The sequence below is a fragment of the Nonlabens sp. Asnod3-A02 genome, assembly GCF_045063755.1.
Classification (GTDB): Bacteria; Bacteroidota; Bacteroidia; order Flavobacteriales; family Flavobacteriaceae; genus Nonlabens; species Nonlabens xylanidelens.
This window is the reverse complement of record NZ_JBEFOC010000007.1, coordinates 988,612-1,003,922: the sequence shown is the minus strand read 5'-3', so window position 1 is coordinate 1,003,922 and position 15,311 is coordinate 988,612. Positions and strand designations below refer to the sequence as shown.

16 protein-coding genes are annotated in these 15,311 nt (G+C 33.3%); 9 read left to right on the top strand and 7 right to left on the bottom strand.

Features of this window, described 5'->3' with window-relative positions; all coding sequences use genetic code 11:
* Positions 1–19: 19 nt before the first annotated feature.
* The 4 genes from ACJJVN_RS07905 (at position 20) to ACJJVN_RS07890 (ending at position 2,312) form a co-directional block, all read left to right on the top strand.
* A complete protein-coding gene (locus tag ACJJVN_RS07905) occupies positions 20–640 on the top strand; it encodes a winged helix-turn-helix transcriptional regulator (RefSeq protein WP_104515130.1) in 621 nt (206 codons plus the stop codon).
* Entirely contained in the window at positions 624–1,331 is a 708-nt protein-coding gene (locus ACJJVN_RS07900) for a DUF3307 domain-containing protein (RefSeq protein WP_405368919.1), read from the top strand. Before ACJJVN_RS07905 ends, ACJJVN_RS07900 begins: the two co-directional genes overlap by 17 nt.
* Positions 1,328–1,696: a 6-phosphogluconate dehydrogenase gene (locus ACJJVN_RS07895; protein ID WP_104515132.1), complete on the top strand. Its 369-nt coding sequence runs from the start codon at positions 1,328–1,330 to the stop codon at positions 1,694–1,696. The genes ACJJVN_RS07900 and ACJJVN_RS07895 overlap by 4 nt, the downstream gene beginning before the upstream one ends.
* Positions 1,697–1,766: 70 nt before the next feature.
* A complete protein-coding gene (locus ACJJVN_RS07890; protein ID WP_104515133.1) occupies positions 1,767–2,312 on the top strand; it encodes an acyl-CoA thioesterase in 546 nt (181 codons plus the stop codon).
* Between the two features lie 34 nt (positions 2,313–2,346).
* On the opposite strand, the gene ACJJVN_RS07885 is transcribed toward ACJJVN_RS07890, so the two are convergent.
* Positions 2,347–3,684 (bottom strand): aspartate kinase, encoded by a 1,338-nt coding sequence (locus tag ACJJVN_RS07885; protein WP_405377722.1) that lies wholly within the window; start codon positions 3,682–3,684, stop codon positions 2,347–2,349.
* Between the two features lie 100 nt (positions 3,685–3,784).
* Between ACJJVN_RS07885 and ACJJVN_RS07880 the strand changes: the two genes are divergently transcribed.
* Positions 3,785–4,438, top strand: coding sequence for a hypothetical protein (locus tag ACJJVN_RS07880; protein WP_405377721.1), 654 nt, complete (start codon positions 3,785–3,787; stop codon positions 4,436–4,438).
* A 176-nt stretch (positions 4,439–4,614) separates the two neighbouring features.
* Here the strand turns inward: ACJJVN_RS07880 and ACJJVN_RS07875 are convergent, their stop codons facing one another.
* Positions 4,615–5,391 carry a choice-of-anchor V domain-containing protein gene (locus ACJJVN_RS07875; protein ID WP_405377720.1) on the bottom strand — a complete coding sequence of 259 codons (777 nt, stop codon included), beginning with the start codon at positions 5,389–5,391 and terminating at the stop codon, positions 4,615–4,617.
* A 189-nt stretch (positions 5,392–5,580) separates the two neighbouring features.
* Positions 5,581–7,107: a serine hydrolase gene (locus ACJJVN_RS07870; protein WP_405377719.1), complete on the bottom strand. Its 1,527-nt coding sequence runs from the start codon at positions 7,105–7,107 to the stop codon at positions 5,581–5,583.
* A gap of 182 nt (positions 7,108–7,289) precedes the next feature.
* Between ACJJVN_RS07870 and ACJJVN_RS07865 the strand changes: the two genes are divergently transcribed.
* From ACJJVN_RS07865 to ACJJVN_RS07855, 3 genes are all read left to right on the top strand, one after another.
* Positions 7,290–8,048: a hypothetical protein gene (locus ACJJVN_RS07865; RefSeq protein WP_405377718.1), complete on the top strand. Its 759-nt coding sequence runs from the start codon at positions 7,290–7,292 to the stop codon at positions 8,046–8,048.
* A gap of 127 nt (positions 8,049–8,175) precedes the next feature.
* Positions 8,176–8,715, top strand: coding sequence for a hypothetical protein (locus ACJJVN_RS07860; RefSeq protein ID WP_146080382.1), 540 nt, complete (start codon positions 8,176–8,178; stop codon positions 8,713–8,715).
* Positions 8,716–8,818: 103 nt separating this feature from the next.
* Positions 8,819–9,490, top strand: coding sequence for a hypothetical protein (locus tag ACJJVN_RS07855; RefSeq protein WP_405377717.1), 672 nt, complete (start codon positions 8,819–8,821; stop codon positions 9,488–9,490).
* A 15-nt stretch (positions 9,491–9,505) separates the two neighbouring features.
* Here the strand turns inward: ACJJVN_RS07855 and ACJJVN_RS07850 are convergent, their stop codons facing one another.
* The 3 genes from ACJJVN_RS07850 to rpmH form a co-directional block, all read right to left on the bottom strand.
* Entirely contained in the window at positions 9,506–9,862 is a 357-nt protein-coding gene (locus tag ACJJVN_RS07850; RefSeq protein WP_405377716.1) for a hypothetical protein, read from the bottom strand.
* 286 nt (positions 9,863–10,148) lie between these two features.
* Entirely contained in the window at positions 10,149–13,001 is a 2,853-nt protein-coding gene (carB, locus tag ACJJVN_RS07845) for a carbamoyl-phosphate synthase large subunit (RefSeq protein ID WP_104515142.1), read from the bottom strand.
* Positions 13,002–13,105: 104 nt separating this feature from the next.
* The gene (gene rpmH / locus ACJJVN_RS07840) at positions 13,106–13,270 is read right to left on the bottom strand and encodes a 50S ribosomal protein L34 (protein WP_082438615.1); all 165 of its coding nucleotides are present in this window, start codon (positions 13,268–13,270) and stop codon (positions 13,106–13,108) included.
* A 514-nt stretch (positions 13,271–13,784) separates the two neighbouring features.
* Between rpmH and ACJJVN_RS07835 the strand changes: the two genes are divergently transcribed.
* Complete coding sequence (locus ACJJVN_RS07835; protein ID WP_104515143.1) at positions 13,785–14,300, top strand: hypothetical protein; 516 nt, start codon at positions 13,785–13,787, stop codon at positions 14,298–14,300.
* A gap of 77 nt (positions 14,301–14,377) precedes the next feature.
* On the opposite strand, the gene ACJJVN_RS07830 is transcribed toward ACJJVN_RS07835, so the two are convergent.
* Positions 14,378–15,283, bottom strand: coding sequence for a ribonuclease Z (locus ACJJVN_RS07830; protein ID WP_405377715.1), 906 nt, complete (start codon positions 15,281–15,283; stop codon positions 14,378–14,380).
* Positions 15,284–15,311: the final 28 nt, after the last annotated feature.

Here is a 15,311-nt window from a genome sequence, read left to right as displayed (position 1 = left end):
AATAATTTAAAAGTAATTTATGCAAGTAGTCTTAGCAGGTGATATAATAGGTTCTCAAAAGAACCAGCCAGATGATTATCTCAAGATCATAGAACCTATTTTAAAAGTACATTCTAAAAATGGAATGTATCAAATATATCGTGGCGATAGTTTTCAAGTATGGATGGATAGTCCAGAGCAAGGTTTATTAACCTGTCTTAAATTAAAAACTGCGTTGAGAAAAACCGGTATGCTAGATGTAAGAATAGCAATAGGTGTAGGCGATGTACAAGTTATAGATAATGATATTGCAAAATCTTCTGGAAATGCTCTAACACAATCTGGAGAGTTATTAGATTCATTAAAGAATAAGGAGCAAAACATTATGGTAAGAAGTGGAAACCCACTGGATTATTATATGAATACTGCATTAAAAATTGCTCTTATTTATATGGATGATTGGACAGAGAATGCAGCTGCCATTTTATATGAAGTTTATAAAAACCCTACTATTACCCAACAAGAAATGGGTGATAAATTAGGTATTAAGCAAGCCACTGCTAGCCGCAGACTAGATCGTGCCCATTATAAAGAGACAGATGCACTTCTACATTTATTTAAACAATACTATAAAGACGTGAGCCATGGAAGTATTAATTAAGTTACTAATAGCACACTTTTTAGGTGATTTTATTCTACAGACCAATAATTTTACTAAACAAAAAGAAAAACACCAGCTACGCTCCTACCACCTCTATGTTCATGCGGCAATTCATGCACTGTTGTCCTGGATTCTTCTTTGGGATTTAAAATACTGGTATGTGGCCCTTATCATTTTAGTAACACATTTTTTAATAGATGCAGGTAAACTATATTTCACCACTAAGAAAAACAGCCGCTGGTTATTTACCATAGATCAAATAGCTCATATTTTAATACTCGTAGTTCTAGCAACAAATACATCGGGAATTAACTTTATTATAAATGAACAGTTTTTACAAATACTATGGCCATTAATCTTATGTGTATTATTTCTTACTAGTCCTGTGGCCATCATGCTTAAAATATTTTTTACTAGATGGACTTTAACAGAAGACGACACCGGAATTTATGGACTTAAAAATGCTGGGAAATGGATAGGTATGTTAGAGCGATTGCTTATATTCTTATTTATTATAACAGACCATTTTAGCGCTGTAGGCTTATTATTAACTGCAAAATCTGTTTTTAGATTTGGTGATTTAAGTAAGGCAAAAAATATGAAGCTCACAGAGTACGTATTAATAGGTACATTGCTTAGCTTTGGAATCGCAATTCTAACCGGATTGTTATTTAAAAATTACATGATATGAAAAAGATTTTAGGAGTCATACTTACCACAATATTACTACTAGCCGTTATATGGTATGCATTTATATATTTCGCTAGCTATTCTGATGGGTACCGTAGTGGAGAATTAATTAAGTTTACACATAAAGGTTTTGTCGTTAAAACCTGGGAAGGCGAGATCTCGCAAGGTATAAGCGGTGCACAAATTTTCTCTTTCTCTGTAATGGATAATCAACCAGAGATTATCGAAAAACTCAAGGAATATCAAGGTAAATATGTGAAGTTAAAGTATGAAGAGAAATTTGGAACTTTCTTCTTCTGGGGTGATACAAAATACTTTATTACCGAGGTTACTAAAGAAAATAGCCCACATTTTAATCGAGATTAATGATGGGAATTCCGCTTTCGCGAAAGCGGAACACTTATCCAATTAATTCTCTTAACAACAAGCACATTTTATGAAAGATACTTTTAAATCTCCAGAACAATCTAGAGTCATGTTATCCTTATTAATGTTACCATCTAATGCAAATTTTTCTGGTAAAATTCATGGAGGTTATGTTCTTTCTCTAATAGATCAAATTGCATTTGCTTGTGCGTCAAAACACAGTGGTGTCTACTGCGTTACAGCAAGTGTGGATGTTGTAGATTTTTTAGCTCCTATAGAAGTAGGCGAAATGTTAACCTTAAAAGCATCTGTAAACTATGTAGGTAAATCTTCTATGGTAGTAGGTATACGTGTAGATGCAGAGAACATACAAACTGGTGTGACAAAGCACTGTAATTCTTCTTTTTTAACTATGGTTGCCAAAGATGAAAATGGTAAAACCGTACCTGTTCCTGGACTTAAAATAAGTAACGAGACTCATGTACGCAGGTTTGCTAGAGCCATAAAAAGAAAACAAATTAAACAAAAAAGCGCCCAAGAAATCGCTGCTGCAAACTTCTCTGACGCTAGTTATAAGGAAGAATTAAAAAATTACAATGTAGAGATTGTGCTTTAAAAAAAACACCTACTTCTAACTCTGTTTATTATAATTAATAGGCAACAGCTTTTTCCTGTTGGGATTCAAATACATAGCCTTGTAATTTTTGTAACGTATTTAATTTTTGATCTGTATTGATCAATAATGATATATTATTATTGCTACCACCATATGAGATCATGCGTACAGGTACATCTTGTAATACTTGAAATAAATGTGGTGTGTCTTCATGATAAATAATATTGTTACCTACCAGACACACGATACTCATACCTTGATCTACATCTACACTAGCTATCTTCTCTAGTTCTTCTACTATAGCATCCAGATGTAATGGATTATCTATGGTAAGAGAAACAGCTATTTCTGATGTGGTAATCATGTCTATAGAGGTCTCGTATTTTTCAAAAATTTCAAATACTTTTTTAAGAAAACCATGCGCTTGTAACATTCTTGCAGATTTTATCTTAATGGCATAGATGCCGTCTTTTGCCGCGATAGCCTTGATTCCTTCTCCATGAACATGATGCGTTATTAAAGTACCATAAGAATCTGGAGACATGGTATTTTTTAAACGTACGGGAATATTGAGATCTTTTACAGGTATAACCGTTTGAGGATGTAAAATTTTGGCTCCGAAATAAGCAAGCTCTGCCGCTTCATCAAAAGATATGTTTGAAATAGCAGTCGTATTTTCTACAAAACGAGGGTCGTTATTGTGGAAACCATCGATGTCCGTCCATATTTGTACTTCGTCTGCCTCAATGGCTGCTCCTACTATAGAAGCTGTATAATCACTACCACCTCGTTGTAAATTAGATACATTACCCTGAACATCTAGACATATAAAGCCTTGAGTAATGTAAATATCTGCCTCACTATTTTCATTTAAAATCCTATCTAGATTTTGTTTGATATAAAAAGAATCTGGCTCGTCATTATTATCGATACGCATAAAATCTAAAGCAGGTAATAATGCAGCGTTAATACCTTCTTGCTTTAAAAATCTACTGAATAGAAAGGTAGACAATAGCTCTCCTTGAGCAACTATTTGATTATAAATCAATGTAGTATGCTCTGAGCCTACAAGCTCTATTAAATTTGTAAAAACATCATTTACATATTCTTGAGATTCCTTAATAAGCACACTATCATTTAATAATTGCTCTATAGTACTTTGATAACTACTAGCCAGTTGTTGTATAAGAATAAGTGCAGATTCTTTTTCATTTAAGCGTATCTGTTCAGATATTTCTACCAAAGCATTTGTAGTACCAGACATAGCAGATAGTACCACCACTTTCTTAGTACCATCATTAATGATGTTTTTTACATGAGTCATGTTTTCTACAGAACCTACTGAAGTACCACCAAATTTTAAAACTAGCATTTTATTAATTTTTAGGTAAAAATACAGCCACTCCTATGGTAAAAGAAAAAATATAACAAAATTAGTTTAATTTTGCACAAGCTGTTAAATAGTTAACAATATGAAAACCATAGCAGATTGTGTTGAAGAGATTTTAGTTACTCAACCATTTCTAGAAGAAGCATTATCTAGACGCATCATTAATTTCTCTGCCCTAGCAGAAGAATTACAAGAGCCCATAAGTGGCATGCTTAGAAAACCAGTGAAAACTGGTGCCATTATGATGGCGTTGCGACGTTACAATCCGCCCAAAGATTTGAGGCATTCTAATAACTTAAAGTCTATTTTAAATAATCTAGGCGATATAACGGTACGATCTAATCTTGTAGATTTTACTTTTAAAAATTCTAGCACTTTATTCTTAAGTCATAGTAAGATTCTAGAGTCCATAAACACAACTATTTTTTATGGATTTTCTAAAGGAATACATGAAAGTAACCTGGTTATATCCATGAGTGAGAAGGAAAAAATACAATCTCAATTTGCCGATGAGATCATGACGAGCACACAAGACAATTTAAGCGCCATAAGTATTGCTTTACCAGAAAATAACACTCAAGTTCCTGGTTTATATTATCAAATATTTAAACGTTTTGCATGGGAAGGAATCTCATTGCATGAGGTTATTTCTACCACAAACGAGTTCAGTGTACTCGTGGAAAATGATACGGTAGACAAAGCATTTTCGGCTATTAAAAAGTTGGGATACACCTAGAAATAAAAGTGTACTATTTAACTAATACGATAGCGCAACAGAAATAGATTCCTTATTAAAATAAGAATACTTGAAGAGATCTAAGTATCAATTTACGTAGAATTATCATCTGTTGCACATAAAAGAAAAAAAGCCGCCTAAATAAATAGAACGGCTATTTTTTTAAAAATCAGATTCTATTGTTTAATAAATCGTTCTACAGAAATTTTATTATCAACCACTAATTGAGCAAGGTAAATACCTGAAGTAAGATCTGACATGTTCAATTGATTTAATCGATCTAATTTAAAAGTTTTTACTTTACTACCAGTCATGTTATAAATCATTAAAGTTCCATTATCTGTATTAGACAAATTAATATTTAAAAGAGAAGTTACTTGTGTTGGATACATTTCAAAAGCAGTAAATGTTTCATCACCATTAGTAAGCAAAGCACCACTTTGACCAGTAGTTACCTGATCACCAGATGTTGATCCATTATTATTAGTTTGATTAGTAACATAATAAAAAGTTACCGCACCTAAATCAGTTGCTGGAGCAGTCCACGTCATATCCCAACTATTTTGTCCACTTCCTGTACTTGTACTATTATGGGTTAATCCATTAGAGTCTGTACGTAATCTAGTTCCTGTTCCTGGCGTCCAAGATCCTATTTTAGTTCCATCAGCAAGTTCTGCAGTGATATTAAAACCTATTTTAGTTGAAGTAGAACCTTGCACATCTAAATTAAGGCTATATGATTGATTTGCCATATAACCATTAGGTAATCCTGTAAGCGCAGCCAATCCTCCAAAGTTTGCAGAAGATACACTGTGGCATTGTGTACATGTCGCACCTCCATCTCCTGGTGAACCTGTAAAATTGCCTGGTTGACCACTAGAAAAACCTACTAGAATAAGTAAAGTAATAGGGATAGCAGTAAGAACGCTATAAAAAGAGTAATTTTTTTTCATAATGTGTAATTAAAGAATTTTATTATAACAGCTTGAAATGACAACCATCAAATAATATTTATTTTCTCAGGTTGTAGCTACTTATTTCAATAAAACTAATTGTTAATTATCACATAATCTTAACGTTATTATACAAAAAGCCTGAATCTAATTGATTCAGGCTTTTTTTTGAGCAATTTAAAAATACACTTACTCTACTCTTTTTGCATTCATCTCGTTGAAAAAGAAGTCATCATTAGGCACGTCAAAGGTGATACCAGTAACTTTACCATAAGCATCACTCTCAAATTTTACAGTTCCAAAACTAAACCATGCCTGCGGCTCGTCCCAATGGATTTCATAAGCATCATAATTAAAATGTGAGAGCGTACTATTTAATAATGGCGTGTGTTCCCATAGTAATTTAAGTTCTCCATTCATTTCTTTTACTTCAAAGTTTCCATAAATATCAGCATGATAGGTACCTATAATTGCTGCTTTCTTTAAAGTAGGTTGCGTTCCCTTAACTTGTTTTGCTTTTCTGTCGGCTATTCTAGTATCGCCCTCTTTCCATTTATCATAACCGTCTAGCATTTCTTTACTCCAGTCTTTCTTATCCCGATTTAAGAAACGATCAAAGACGTAATAAGCAATAGCATTAGTCGGTGCTTTTACCCCATTAGTAAGTACTACAACACCTAGGTTCTCATCTGGTAGCATTTGTACCGTAGATATCATACCATCATAACCACCACCGTGACGCACTCTAAAATTGCCCTGATAATCTCCAAGAAACCACCCCAATCCATAACCAGCATATTGAGAACCGGTAGAATTGCGATTTACTTGATTTACCCCAAAGCTATTATGTAAATTCCACATGTTATTGCGATTCTGCTCAGAGAATAACGTGTCGTTTTTCTTTGAAACCCCATGATTCATATTAAGAATCATCCATTTACTCATGTCATGAACACTAGAAATAATACCACCTGTAGACTGCACGTTATCCCAACCTACCCAGGGAATCGTGTAATTCCTATTATTTGCATCCATAGCATGTGGAGTCGCTACATTCTTATTGCTGCCAAAATCTTTGACACTCACCACCGTATCATCCATCTCTAGAGGTTTTAAAATACGCTCTGTAACATTTTCTTTGAAACTCTTATCAGTTACTTTTTCAATTAACGCACCAGCAGTGATAAACATTAAATTAGAATATCCATAACCAGCTCTAAAATCATAAGCCTGCGGTACAAACTTGATGCGCTTTACTACTTCTTCTGTACTCAACTCTGACTTATACCAGATACCATCACCAGAAAACGTTCCTAAGCCTACATTATGACTCAATAAATCTTCTACCGTAACCATTCTACTTATTGCAGGGTCGTATACCTCAAAATAAGGCAAGTGATCCTGTACTTTATCCTTCCAGTTCACCTTGCCTTCTTCTACCAATTGCGCCATTATTGCCGCCGTAAAAGCTTTGGTGTTACTTGCAATAGCATAAAGAGTATGCTCATCTGGTTTGCGGTTTTCATTCACATCCATCTGGCCATACCCTTTTTCAAAGACTATTTTACCATCTTTAACAATACCCACACTCAATCCAGGAATATTCCAGTCTTTTTGTGTTTGAGAAATGTATTTGTCCAGTGCTTTATAATCTACTTTTTGAGCAAATACAGTTGTTGAAATAAAAATAATAGTGAGAAATAGAATCTTTTTCATAAGTCAGATTTAAGAAATAAAGATAATGGTTGTTTCGCTTTCGCGAAAGCGTGTAAATTACAAATCAAAAATCATTAAATTGCTAATGAATAGTATAAAGTCGTATGTGAATAAATTAACCCAATATCCCACCAATAAGATTTTTGACCGACTTATAAATAAGTAAGTCAACTAATAATTATTTGAATTATATCAGTGAGCTAAGAAAACGTAAAACTAAAGAAATTTACAAACGTTGCTTATTATTAATAGAAAAAGGCTCAGATAAAGAGAAAATCATAGGGATCGATGTTATATCTCAATTTGGTTTTAATCCAAGGCTGTTTCAAAAAAGAACTCTAAAGATTTATTTTGATCTATTAAAAACAGAGACCAACAAACGTGTTATAGAATCTACCCTATTTGGAATAAGTTGGAATAATGAAAACATTACTAATCAACAACTTGATATTCTTTGCTCTTTTGTCACTCACAAAAGTGCATACGTAAGGTATAGCCTAACATACACACTTTGTAAAATAGAGAAAGATAAAGCAATAGATACATTGATTAAATTATCAACTGATCGAGATGTTGACATAAGGGATTACGCCACCTTCGGTTTAGGCAGTCAAAATGAACTAGATACCTCTAAAATAAGAACTGCCTTATGGGATAGAGTTAAAGATAAAGATCAAGGTGTTAGACTTGAAGCTATTTCTGGACTAGCCCAGAGAAAAGATAAAAATATTAGTGAGATCTTAAAGAAGGAGTTCTCTAGCATTCCTTATCATAACCTTTCTCATGTATTAGAATGTATAGAACACCTGAATGACAAAAGTTTTATCCCTATTCTAGAAAACAAAAAATACGAAAACAAAGATCAAAGTATATCAGAGATCAAAAAAAAATGGGTTTTAGCAACTTTGGGTAAGTTGAAAAGTAATAAGAATAACATATGAAATACACACTTTTCGTTTTGGCTTTTCTGTTCGTGATCATTAGTGTTCCGCTAAAATCAATTAGTAAAAAATCTATAACGATTCAAAAAAATAATACGTTATGATCTATTTTGGAAAACAAAAAATCATGAAATACATTTTTGTAATTCTATTATTAACCTTGACCAGTTCATGTAAACAGCAAGAAGACAACAAGTCTATAAATATTGAGTCAACTAAAAAGGAAGAAACGACACCTCTTAGAATATCAAAAGATTCTATAAACACTTCTTTTCCAATACAAATAGAGAATGAGAAAGGATTTATTAAAATATTTGGACAACGACAATTCAAAAACAATCAATTAATTTCCAGTAACTTCACTATATCTATTGCAGATATACCTAAATATCTTTTAGTACAAAATATAGAGAAAGAAAGTTTTAAAATTTCGGACACCGACTTAAAAAAAACGGATACAATTAATATGAATAACTTCGTTATTAAAAATATCAAATTTGAATTTGTGAGAGCAAACACTCTTTATTTCAACGCTGTTCTTCAAAATCCTTTGAACAAAAGAGAAATAGTTGGAAGATTTAATTTATTCTATCAAACCAATAAAAAAGGGAGAGTTTATGGATGGATTGTAGATGAAATAAGAGCGGCAACTATTACAAATAACTGATTATGTAACTCAAAATGAAGGAAGCACTCTATAATTTAATTTTACAATTACGTAACCTTTACCATCTCGAAAACATTTAATTAATGAGTTTTAAGAAGTATTAATGAATAACAAACGACATATTTTACTTTTAATACTTTTGACTTTTAATTTGATTAATTCTCAAAATCAATTAGAAAATGATCAAAAAGAATTCAATCTTATAGCAGGTATCGCACCACTATCATTAATTGATGTTTTTGATGGTATATCAATTCGTCCAACAGTTGACATAAAACTTTATAAAAATTATGCGCTTGGATTAGAATACGGACATTATTTAGACATTGATGGCGAATTTAAACGCGGACAAACTGGTTACTTAATCAAATCAACCTTTAAATATTACTTAAATCAAGAACGCGTTTATGGAAATTACATCGCCTTAGAGTATCAATATAAAGACGTCACCTTTGGTTTAGATGATCAGATTTCCTTACCTAACCAAGAACCATTTTTGAAAAACTATTCAATGAATAGAAAATCTAATCTTTATACACTCAAATTTGGTGAAACAAAATCAATAGGTAAAAAATTTGTAATGGACTTCTATGTAGGTCTTGGAGTCCGTTTTTTAAAATCAATTGCAATTGGAATTAGTCAAGAAGAGCTAGATAATATTAGTACTACAGAAGATAATGAAGATACTTTAATAGAAGGATTTTATATTGAACCTGGCAATTTTACAAGACCTAATTTAACTTTAGGTTTCAAGTTAGGATATAAAATATTTTAAACTATTAAATTAAGACTATATATCTTTAAACAGCAAATAATAAATCAAAGCAATGATTAAGAAGAAGTAAACTCTATTATTAAAATATTTGTTCCAAGAAATGATTGGAAAATAAAAACCTTTAGTACTACCTTTCAATTCATGTTCAAAACTTCTTGGTTGCATTAAAATATCCTTAGTAAGATAAGAAAAGTCTTTATCCTGTCTTGGAGTATTTGATTCAACAAACTGCTCATAGGTTTGTTTTTTTACCTTAAAACAAACGTAAATTAGAAAAAAAGAAATAATCACTAATGTGCCAACTTCATATCTTTGAACTAATGTTGGGTCTAACGTTATACCGCTACTAAATGATCCATCGTATATCTTCATAGTTATTAAAAATTGAACATAAATATAGACAATTAATTAGTCTTTACTCAATAAATTAAACCATCAGGAACTGATTTAGACTATGCAAACACGAATAGTTGGCATGTCAATTCTTACTAACAATACGAAAATTAAAACTTTTTATAATCTCGTGATGATAATATTTATCGACTGTATTCGAACTAGTATATCTTTCGCGAAAGCGAAACCACAAACTAAAAAGCCCTAAAAGCTTAAAACTTTTAGGGCTTTGATTTATAAATTCAAAATGCTTGGTTGAGCACTGCTACTTACTCAAATACATTCTACGTCTTGCGTACAAGTCATAAAAAGCATCGTCTTTAAGACTGTCTATAAATAAGATACTTTCTCCAGTAGATTTCATTTCTGGTCCTAGACGTTTATCTACGTTAGGAAACTTATTGAAAGAGAATACCGGTTGCTTGATCGCATAACCATCTAACTGCGGATTAAAATCAAAGTCAGTTACCTTATTATGACCTAACATAACCTTTGTAGCATAATTTACATAAGGCTCTTTGTAGGCTTTGGCAATAAATGGAACTGTACGAGATGCTCTTGGATTTGCTTCAATGATGTATACTTTTTCATCCTTGATCGCAAACTGTATGTTAATCAACCCTACTGTATCTAGCGCAAGTGCTATCTTCTTTGTATGATCTTTAATTTGCTGCATTACCAGGTCACCTAGGTTAAATGGTGGTAATAACGCATTTGAATCTCCAGAATGGACACCACATGGCTCTATATGCTCCATTATACCAATAATGTAAACATTCTCTCCGTCACAAATTGCGTCTGCCTCTGCCTCTATCGCTCCATCTAGATAATGGTCTAATAAAAGTACATTGTTAGGTATCTTTTTTAAGATATCTACAACGTGCTCTTCTAACTCGTCTTTATTGATAACGATTTTCATCCCTTGACCACCTAATACATAAGAAGGTCTAACTAAGATAGGAAAATCTAATTTCTCAGCTACTTGAAGAGCCTCAGCTGGTGTAGTTGCTGTTGCAAATTCAGGAAAAGGAATGTTATTCTTAAGTAACATTTCAGAGAACAACCCACGATCTTCGGCAAGATCTAGAGCTTTATAACTAGTTCCTAAAATCTTAATACCGTAACGTTCTAGTTTTTCAGCAAGCTTTAAAGCCGTCTGTCCACCTAGTTGTACGATAACACCTTCTGGCTTTTCATGACGTATAATGTCGTAAATATGTTCCCAAAATACAGGTTCAAAATATAATTTATCTGCCGTGTCAAAATCGGTAGAAACCGTTTCTGGATTACAGTTAATCATGATCGTTTCATAACCACATTCTTGCGCTGCATAAACTCCATGCACACAACAGTAGTCAAATTCTATTCCCTGTCCGATACGGTTAGGACCAGAACCTAGAACAATTACTTTCTTTTTGTCAGATACCACGCTTTCATTTTGCACATAGCGCTCTCCATCTGCAGTTTCTATATCTGCCTCAAATGTGGAGTAATAATATGGTGTATCTGCTTTAAATTCTGCGGCACAAGTATCAACGAGTTTATAAACTCTATTGATTTTCATTTCCTCACGTAAATTATATACCTCTGACTCGAGACATCCTAACATATGCGCGATCTGACGGTCTGCAAATCCCTTTTGTTTTGCTTCTAGTAGTAGCTTTCGCGAAAGCGTGCCCACATCATACTTCCCTATTTCTTTTTCTAATAAGAAGAGTTCTTCAAACTGCTTTAAGTACCACATGTCTATTTTAGTAATCTCAAAGATTCTATCTAATGAGATACCCATAGCTACGGCATCATACAGAGCAAAAACACGATCCCAACTTGCGTTAGTTAGTTTTTCAATCACCTGATTATAATCCGTATAACCTTTACCGTCTGCTCCTAAACCATTACGTTTAATTTCTAGTGACTGTGTCGCTTTATGAAGTGCTTCTTGGAAAGAACGACCTATTCCCATTACCTCTCCTACGGCTTTCATTTGAAGACCAAGAGTACGATCAGATCCTTCAAACTTATCAAAGTTCCAACGTGGGATTTTTACAATTACATAATCTAAAGTAGGCTCAAAAAGCGCTGATGTATTACCGGTAATTTGATTATTTAACTCGTCTAGTGTGTAACCTAGCGCTAGTTTAGTAGCAATTTTTGCAATAGGGTAACCTGTCGCTTTACTTGCTAGTGCAGAAGATCTAGATACACGAGGGTTGATCTCGATAGCGATAATCTCTTCTTTCTCATCTGGACTTACTGCAAACTGTACGTTACATCCACCTTCAAATTCACCTATACTACGCATCATGTGGATAGCCATGTCACGCATTTTCTGGAAAGTGCGGTCTGATAGCGTCATGGCAGGAGCTACTGTAATAGAATCTCCTGTATGGATTCCCATAGGATCCATATTTTCAATAGTACAAATAATGACTACGTTATCATTCTTATCGCGTAGTAATTCTAATTCATATTCTTTCCAGCCTAATAAGGCTTTATCGATCATTACCTCGTGAATAGGAGAAACCTCTAAACCTACGGTTAATAATTCGTCATAATCTTCTTCATTATGGACAATAGCTGCACCAGCACCGCCTAGAGTAAAAGAAGAACGTATACATAAAGGAAAACCAAACTCTTGAGCAATTTCCTTTCCTTTTAAGAAAGAAGTAGCAGTGGCTTGTGGCGCCATACCTACTCCTATTTCACCCATCAACAATCTGAATTTCTCTCTGTCTTCTGTAATATTAATGGCGTCTATATCTACACCGATCATATCTACATTATGATCTTCCCAAATACCTTTTTCCTGCGCCTCAATACAAAGGTTTAACGCTGTCTGTCCACCCATAGTAGGAAGTACAGCATCAATTTGTGGGTGCTCTTTAAGGATTTGTTTAAGTGAAGTAGTTGTTAATGGTAAAAGGTACACATGATCTGCCATAGAAGGGTCAGTCATGATAGTTGCCGGATTTGAATTAATTAAAATGGTCTCTATTCCTTCTTCTCTTAGAGATCTTAAAGATTGAGAACCTGCATAATCAAACTCACACGCTTGACCTATGATTATAGGCCCGCTACCTATTAATAAAATGGATTTGAGGTCTTTTCTTTTTGGCATTATAAAGTGATTTTATGGGACTTAGGTAATTTGGTAATAGGGTACAAAAAAAGGCGTCAATTCTAATGAATTAACGCCTAAAGTATAATTAAAGATAAATCATATTATCTTTTGTGTCTTCTTTCAGTAGAAACAGATAATTTTTTACGTCCTTTAGCTCGGCGACGAGCAAGAACTTTACGACCGTTTGCAGAAGCCATGCGCTCTCTGAAACCGTGCTTGTTTCTTCTTTTCCTTTTACTTGGTTGGTATGTTCTTTTCTGTGCCATAGCTTGAAATCTGTATCTATATAATAAAAAGGCTTTAAACCTTAGATTTTAATCGGCTGCAAATATAACAACTCTTATTTTACTTACAACAGGAAATTCACTTTTTTTGAAAATATTTTTCTACTAATTCCTAATCAGTTTCATTTTCAGCTTTAAAGATAATGATAAGATCAATACCTATCTAATAGCTAAGGAATAAAATTTTAAAACTAACATTTCAGTTCTTATCTAGCAATAGCTTTGTATCTATTCCTTGTCTAGACTATTATACTTAAGACTCTTTACTATAGTTTACTATTCTGTCTATCCAATCTTATTGTATATAGTTTAAAACATAATATTACTTCTACTCTTCAAAAACGGTAATTTATATTTGAATTTACAGTAACCGACAAAAGACTTTAATCACTTTACTTTTAAAGGTTATATCCATTTACAGAATAAAACACTACCCTTTCCTGAAAACAAAAACTCCTTAAATCCTTATCTTTGCAAACTTCAAAACACACCTATAATGTTTAACAAAAACATCAAACTGGTTATCACTGCTATTATTGTAGCATATGCCATATATCAATTTACTAGAAACGAGATTCTTACAGGAATTTTCTTAATCTTATTTTCAGGAATCTTCATATTTCTTTACTTTAAAAACGAAATGATTTTACTTGCATTTAATCGTTTGAGAAAGCAAGATTTCCCAGGTGCAAAAAAATGGTTAGATAAAATAACAGATCCAGAAGCAGCTCTAGTACAAAAGCAACAAGGTTATTATAACTATTTACACGGTCTTATGATTTCTCAAGAAAACATGACCAAAGCTGAGAAATACTTTAAAAAAGCTATCGCATTAGGCCTTAATATGGATCAAGATCTTGCAGTAGCAAAATTAAACCTAGCAGGTATCTCTATGATGAAGCGTCGCAAACGTGAAGCAACTGCCCTACTTAGTGAAGCAAAGAAACTAGACAAACAAGGAATGCTAGCCGATCAGATAAAAATGATGAAGCAGCAAATGAAGAAGATTTAATTTTTCTTAGAATATATTAAACAAACAAAAGCCCAATCTTGCGATTGGGCTTTTGTTGTTTATAGTAAATAATTTTACTAAAACTCAAACACCTTTCCATCCATAGCTAGCTCACAGTTCTCAAAGACTTCTCTCGCCTCTGACCTGAAGAGCTCATAATCACCATAACGTGATGAGTAATGTCCTAAAATAAGAGTTCCTACCTGCGCTTTTAAAGCAATAGTTGCTGCTTGCTCTGCGGTGCTATGCTTTGTTCTATCGCAAAGATCTTCGTGGGCTTTTAAAAAGGTGCTTTCATGATACAAAGCTGTAACTCCTGTAATTTGCGGTACGATATCTTCTTTGTAAACCGTATCACTGCAAAAAGCATAACTTTTAGGCTCATCACCATCCATAGTCAACTCTTCATTTGCGATGACTTCACCGTTATCTAACGTCACATCATGACCTTGTTTCACCTTACGATAATAGGCCTGATCTACTCCATATTCTTCACAAGCGACTATATCCAGACGCCTGTCACCTGGCTTTTCTTGAAATAAAAAACCGTGTGTAAATACGCGATGCTCCAGTGGTATAGTGGTTACCGTTAGAGAATCATCTTCTAGTAGAAGTTGTGGGATGTTTTCTACGCTTTCGCGAAAGCGTAAATCAAAAGCTGTATATACCTTTGCTAACTTTAATTGGATTAAAATCAAATCTTTAATCCCTTTAGGACCATAGATAGTTAACTCAGAATCACGACTTAATAAACAAAATGTAGAAATTAAACCTATCAATCCATATACATGATCGCCATGTAAATGTGAAATAAAAATATGCTTGATACGAGCAAACTTAATACGATTTTTACGCAACGCCATTTGCGTACCTTCTCCACAATCTATGAGAAATAAATGACCTTTCATCTCTAGAATTTGAGCCGTAGGACGTGCGTTATCTCGAGGTGTTGCGCTGTGACAACCAAGTATTGTTAATTTCAAATTGTGTGTTTTAATGCTATAAATAGCG

Bases quoted from the DNA above. Each gene is read 5' to 3' on its own strand.
- ACJJVN_RS07905 (WP_104515130.1), top strand. From the start codon at position 20: ATGCAAGTAGTCTTAGCAGGTGATATAATAGGTTCTCAAAAGAACCAG.
- ACJJVN_RS07900 (WP_405368919.1), top strand. From the start codon at position 624: ATGGAAGTATTAATTAAGTTACTAATAGCACACTTTTTAGGTGATTTT.
- ACJJVN_RS07895 (WP_104515132.1), top strand. From the start codon at position 1,328: ATGAAAAAGATTTTAGGAGTCATACTTACCACAATATTACTACTAGCC.
- ACJJVN_RS07890 (WP_104515133.1), top strand. From the start codon at position 1,767: ATGAAAGATACTTTTAAATCTCCAGAACAATCTAGAGTCATGTTATCC.
- ACJJVN_RS07885 (WP_405377722.1), bottom strand. From the start codon at position 3,684: ATGCTAGTTTTAAAATTTGGTGGTACTTCAGTAGGTTCTGTAGAAAAC.
- ACJJVN_RS07880 (WP_405377721.1), top strand. From the start codon at position 3,785: ATGAAAACCATAGCAGATTGTGTTGAAGAGATTTTAGTTACTCAACCA.
- ACJJVN_RS07875 (WP_405377720.1), bottom strand. From the start codon at position 5,391: ATGAAAAAAAATTACTCTTTTTATAGCGTTCTTACTGCTATCCCTATT.
- ACJJVN_RS07870 (WP_405377719.1), bottom strand. From the start codon at position 7,107: ATGAAAAAGATTCTATTTCTCACTATTATTTTTATTTCAACAACTGTA.
- ACJJVN_RS07860 (WP_146080382.1), top strand. From the start codon at position 8,176: ATGAAATACATTTTTGTAATTCTATTATTAACCTTGACCAGTTCATGT.
- ACJJVN_RS07855 (WP_405377717.1), top strand. From the start codon at position 8,819: ATGAATAACAAACGACATATTTTACTTTTAATACTTTTGACTTTTAAT.
- ACJJVN_RS07850 (WP_405377716.1), bottom strand. From the start codon at position 9,862: ATGAAGATATACGATGGATCATTTAGTAGCGGTATAACGTTAGACCCA.
- carB (WP_104515142.1), bottom strand. From the start codon at position 13,001: ATGCCAAAAAGAAAAGACCTCAAATCCATTTTATTAATAGGTAGCGGG.
- rpmH (WP_082438615.1), bottom strand. From the start codon at position 13,270: ATGGCACAGAAAAGAACATACCAACCAAGTAAAAGGAAAAGAAGAAAC.
- ACJJVN_RS07835 (WP_104515143.1), top strand. From the start codon at position 13,785: ATGTTTAACAAAAACATCAAACTGGTTATCACTGCTATTATTGTAGCA.